Origin of the sequence: Bradyrhizobium sp., from assembly GCF_035935975.1 — a bacterium.
Classification (GTDB): Bacteria; Pseudomonadota; Alphaproteobacteria; order Rhizobiales; family Xanthobacteraceae; genus Bradyrhizobium.
The window spans coordinates 1-5,455 of the sequence record NZ_DASYWN010000032.1 but is presented as its reverse complement, the minus strand read 5'-3'; the positions used below and the strand labels follow the sequence as shown (position 1 = coordinate 5,455).

At 64.6% G+C, this 5,455-nt stretch carries 4 protein-coding genes; 2 read left to right on the top strand and 2 right to left on the bottom strand.

Annotated elements, in window-relative coordinates:
• Positions 1-152 precede the first annotated feature (152 nt).
• On the bottom strand, positions 153-1,322 hold the full coding sequence (locus VGR99_RS17200; RefSeq protein ID WP_326899833.1) for a DNA topoisomerase IB: 1,170 nt from the start codon (positions 1,320-1,322) through the stop codon (positions 153-155).
• 410 nt (positions 1,323-1,732) lie between these two features.
• On the opposite strand from VGR99_RS17200, the gene acs reads away from it, so the two are divergent.
• A complete protein-coding gene (acs, locus tag VGR99_RS17195; RefSeq protein WP_326899832.1) occupies positions 1,733-3,679 on the top strand; it encodes an acetate--CoA ligase in 1,947 nt (648 codons plus the stop codon).
• Positions 3,680-4,145: 466 nt separating this feature from the next.
• Positions 4,146-4,661 carry a L,D-transpeptidase gene (locus VGR99_RS17190; RefSeq protein ID WP_326899831.1) on the top strand — a complete coding sequence of 172 codons (516 nt, stop codon included), beginning with the start codon at positions 4,146-4,148 and terminating at the stop codon, positions 4,659-4,661.
• 54 nt (positions 4,662-4,715) lie between these two features.
• On the opposite strand, the gene VGR99_RS17185 is transcribed toward VGR99_RS17190, so the two are convergent.
• On the bottom strand, positions 4,716-5,306 hold the full coding sequence (locus VGR99_RS17185) for a thermonuclease family protein (protein ID WP_326899830.1): 591 nt from the start codon (positions 5,304-5,306) through the stop codon (positions 4,716-4,718).
• Between the last annotated feature and the right edge of the window lie 149 nt (positions 5,307-5,455).

Sequence of the window (5,455 nt, the reverse complement as noted above, 5' to 3'; positions counted from 1 at the left end):
GAATTCTCGATCGAACTTACGGGGAGATTTGTTGGGCATCCGTTCTCCTTTAGAGAACTGTCCCCGGTTTTTCTTGTCTCACTTTTGGGGTGCACTCCAAGAGACTTCCCCGGATTTCGCTGCGCTCATCCGGGCTACGAGTTCGCTGGTTGCTAAACCGCCGCGGTCGCCACCACCTGCGCCAGCAGCTGCTCGCGCCTTGCCTGCGAGCGCTGGCCCTTCATGGTCGCCGCGAAGCGTTCGAGAATGCCGTCCTCGAAGGCGGTGACGATGGTGTCGTGGACGTAGCTCTTGCGGCAGATCGCCGGCGTGTTGGAGAGCTTGTCGGCGGCGGCGCGGATCGCGTCCAGCACCTGCTTCTTGCGGCCGCGCTGGCTGGTCGCCGGCGTGATCCGCGACAAGGATTCCACGACGACGGCGGAGGCCATCAGCGTGCGGAAATCCTTCAGCGAAATCTTGATGCCGGCGATCTCGCGCAGGAACGCGTTCACCTGTGTGGTGCTGACCGCGCGCACGATGCCGTAGGCATCGCGATACTGGAACATGCGCTTGCCGGGAACACCCTGCAAAATGCCGATGGCGCGCACCAGCTTGGCCGCGTCGCACTCTTTCCGCACCGCCTTGCCGCCCTTCGCCTTGAAGGTCAGCACGAAGCTATCATCTTCCAGCGTGACGTTGGACTTCAGCAACGTGGTCGCGCCGCGGGTGCCGTTGAGTCGGGCGTAGGATTCGTTGCCGGGACGGATCGCGGTGCGCGCGATCAGCTCGATCACGGCCGAGAGCGCGAATTCGCGCGTCGGCTCGTCGCCCGACAGGAACGCCGAGACCTTGCGCCGGATCTTTGGCAGGGCGCCGACGAGCTTTTCCAGACGATGCGCCTTGCGGTGCTCGCGGACCTTCTCCCAGTCGGCGTGATAGCGATATTGCAGCCGGCCCGCGGCATCGCGGCCCACCGCCTGGAGATGCGAGCTCGGATCGGCCGAGTAGCGCACCTCGCGATAGGCCGGCGGCACCGCCATGGCGTGCAGCCGGCGGATGGTGCGGGCGTCGCGGACATGGGCACCGTTCCCGCGAACGAAGGAATAGCCCTTGCCGCGCCGGATACGGCGGATGGTCAGCTCGTTCTGGTCGCCGAGCCGCAGGCCCAGCTCCTTGGCGAGCGCCTCGACCGTCGCCGGGGCCGAGGTGTCGTAGACCTTTTTCGGGCTGGGACGGCTGGAACCGGCCGGTTTCGGCCATTGTCCGAGGGCTTTGGCCAGCGCAATGGCGGCAGGATCGGCCGAAGCGGGCCGCATCGTCCCGAGATTCTGCTGATCCATCATAGTCTTACGCCTTAGCCCTGTCTGTTATCGGTCAATGCCGCTGTTCTTATTTTTGTTCCAAGGGGTGTCTTGGACGGTCTCTTGGGACCCGGTTAAGCCACTTAGGGTGTTCCGAACCGCATTGCGAGTCCCGAATCAGTGAAAAGCGGTTCCTAAATACCGCCTGCGGCGCATGGGCGCCCTGCAGGGGCCCCTTCCCGAGATTTGGGTAAAGAGCCGAAAGCCGCCTCCCGGCCTGTTTCAGATTTGCGACAGCTGGCCTGCGCGGCTTGATTCTCCGCATGGCCGGCGGCTCGCCGAAGGTCCAGCTTGTGCTCCTTGTCGGGTCCGGTTAGCCCGACGCATAATCGTTCAACGATGAAGTGGGCGCGCCAGTCACGTGGCTCGGCTTGCCGTACCTGGAGGGAAACATGTCCGAGAAGATCTACGACGTCCCCGCGGAATGGGCCAAACGCGCCTGGGTCGACCAGGCCAAGTACAAGGACATGTACGCCCGCTCGATCGCCGACCCGAACGCCTTCTGGGCCGAACAGGCCAAGCGCATCGACTGGATGCACGCGCCGACGAAGATCGAGAACGTTTCCTTCGCGCCGGGCAACATCTCGATCAAATGGTTCGAGGACGGCATCCTCAACGTCGCCCATAACTGCATCGACCGGCATCTGCACAAGCGCGCCAACCAGACCGCGATCATCTGGGAAGGCGACGATCCCTCGCAGTCCAGGCACATCACCTACAAGGAGTTGCACGACGAGGTCTGCCGGATGGCCAACATCCTGCGCACCCGCAACGTCAAGAAGGGTGACCGCGTCACCATCTACCTGCCGATGATTCCGGAAGCGGCCTACGCCATGCTGGCCTGCGCGCGGATCGGCGCGATCCACTCCGTGGTGTTCGCGGGCTTCTCGCCGGACTCACTCGCCCAGCGCATCAATGACTGCCAGTCCAAGCTCATCATCACCGCGGACGAGGGCCTGCGCGGCGGCAAGAAGGTGCCGCTGAAGGCCAATGTCGACGCGGCGCTCGCCAAGGCCGACGGCGTCGACTGGGTCGTCGTGGTCAAGCGCACCGGCGGCAAGGTCGACATGAACCCGACGCGCGACCTCTGGTATCACGAGGCGGCGGCGATGGTGACGACCGAATGCCCGCTCGAGCACATGCACGCCGAGGACCCGCTGTTCATCCTCTATACGTCGGGCTCGACCGGCCAACCCAAGGGCGTGCTGCACACCTCGGGCGGCTATCTCGTGTTCGCCTCGATGACGCATCAATACGTCTTCGACTATCACGACGGCGACATCTACTGGTGCACCGCCGACGTCGGCTGGGTCACCGGCCACAGCTACATCCTCTACGGGCCGCTCGCCAACGGGGCGACCACGCTGATGTTCGAAGGCGTGCCGAATTACCCGGATAATTCCAGGTTCTGGAACGTCATCGACAAGCACAAGGTCAACATTTTCTACACCGCGCCGACTGCGATCCGCGCCTTGATGCAGTCCGGCGACGAGCCCGTGAAGAAGACCTCGCGCGCCAGCCTGCGCCTGCTCGGCTCGGTCGGCGAGCCCATCAATCCGGAAGCCTGGGAGTGGTATCACCGCGTCGTCGGCGACGACCGCTGCCCGATCGTCGACACCTGGTGGCAGACCGAGACCGGCGGCATTCTGATCACGCCGTTGCCGGGCGCGACCAAGCTGAAGCCGGGTTCTGCAACGCAGCCGTTCTTCGGTGTCGTCCCTGAAATCGTCGATGCCGACGGCAAGGTGCTCGAGGGTGAGACCACCGGCAACCTCTGCCTGACGCGCTCCTGGCCGGGTCAGATGCGCACGGTCTATGGCGACCACGCGCGCTTCGAGCAGACTTATTTCTCGACCTACAAGGGCAAGTATTTCACGGGCGACGGCTGCCGCCGCGACGCTGACGGCTATTACTGGATTACCGGCCGCGTCGACGACGTCATCAACGTCTCCGGCCACCGCATGGGCACCGCGGAAGTCGAGAGCGCGCTGGTCGCGCACGAGAAGGTCTCGGAAGCCGCAGTCGTCGGCTTCCCGCACGACATCAAGGGCCAGGGCATCTACGCCTATGTCACCCTGATGGCCGGCGTGCAGCCGACCGACGAGCTGCGCAAGGAGCTCGTGACCTGGGTGCGCAAGGAGATCGGCCCGATCGCATCCCCCGACCAGATCCAGTTCGCGCCGGGCCTGCCCAAGACCCGCTCCGGCAAGATCATGCGCCGCATCCTGCGCAAGATCGCCGAGGACGAGCCGAGCAGCCTGGGCGACACCTCGACACTGGCCGATCCCGCCGTGGTCGATGATCTCGTCAAGAACCGGCAGAACAAGAAGTCGGCATAGGAAAACGCTCGTGCCCCGGACGCAGCGCAGCGCGCACTTGGCGGTGCGCTGTTGAGCCGGGGCCCATCGATCCGCGCGAAGAAAAAGCTGGGTCCGGCTCAGCGGCGCGGCACCATAGCGCGTCGAAGACGCGCGTGAACGCGCTTATGGCGCCGCACCGCGTCCGGGACACGCGACCGCATCACCGCGCTGCGCTTCCAAGATAACCACCGTTCACACGCTCACGCGCTTGTCAGCGCGCGGGCGGGCTGGTCCGTGTCTTTCCGGCCGGGTGTTGTTTTCTGGTCATTTACTTTATTTTGAACTTTTTCTTTGTTCGCCCTGCTGGCGGGCCCTGGCGGCCGTGCGTGGAAACCATCCGGTTAACGGGCGCGGTCAAGAATGTCCCCTGACAAGGACACGGCACGCCGGCGTTTGCCGGTTTTGCGTGAATTTGGACGACCCGTTCGGGGTCAGGGGAAAATCAATGGCGATGAGGATTGCAGTGGCGCTGGCCGCCACCATCGGGGCAGGGCTCTTGATGTCGACGGCGGCCGAGGCACGGCCGGAAATGGTGGGCGCACATCCGGGCGACTATTCGCCGGGCACCATCGTGGTCAAAACCAACGAACGCAAACTCTATCTCATTCTCGATAGCGGTCATGCGGTGCGCTATCCGGTCGGCGTCGGCAAGTCCGGCAAGCAGTGGGCCGGTACCACCCGCATCGACGGCAAGTATCGCAATCCGGCCTGGTCGCCGCCCGCCGAGGTGAAGCGCGACAAGCCGGGCATTCCGGACGTCATTCCCGGCGGCTCGCCGCGCAACCCGATGGGCGTTGCCGCGATGACGCTGGCCGGCGGCGAATATGCCATCCACGGCACCAACGTGCCGGGCTCGGTCGGCGGCTTCGTCTCCTATGGCTGCATCCGCATGCTCAACGACGACATCACCGATCTCTACAGCCGCGTCTCGGTCGGCACGACGGTGGTCGTGACGCGCTGATCTCCGTGATCGAAGAGAATTGCGAAAGCCGCGTCCAACGACGCGGCTTTTTCGTTACCAGAAGCGCCAGCTCCGCGCGCACCAGCCGTCGCGATGGCCGCCGTTGTAGCTGCGCGCATAGCCGCCCGCGAGCAACGCGGCCGAGACGTTAGGCGTGCGCCTGGTCGCGACGTCGGCGAGGACGCGCCCGTATTTGTCGGCGCCGAGATTATAGATGGCAACACTGCCCTGGCCGAGCAGTCCGCGCAGCGCGGCCGCGGCGGCCTCGGCCTTGTCCAGCTCGTCCTGGCACGATGCTTTCATCTCGGGCGCATCGATGCCGCGCAGGCGAACCCGCGCGACCAGATCCCGGCCATCGCGCTGGTGCACGCGCGCAATAAACGTGTCGCCGTCAACGGTGCGGATGACGTCGACCGATTGGCGGCTGTCGGGATTGCCGGCCTGCTGAAGGATGATCTCGGCGTCCTGCGAGCGGCCCTCGGTCTCATGCGGAATAGGCCAGTTCGCGCCATGCCGGAAGGTGAGCACGATCGCCACCACGATTCCGACCACGAACATCCATGGCAACAACCCCGAGAAGCGGCGGCCGAACGGTGAGCCGCTGTAGGAGGGCCGATAGGGATGGCTGGGGTCGAAACGCGACATCCGCGCACGCTAGAGCATTTTCCGACTTGGCGGAATCGGAAGGGATTCCCTTGGGAAGCAAATCGTGATTCACCCTGAGGGCTGGTGATGGAGGCCAGCCCCCATGGCTAAACCACTCTCGCCGGACCTTCGCCTTCGCATTATTCGGG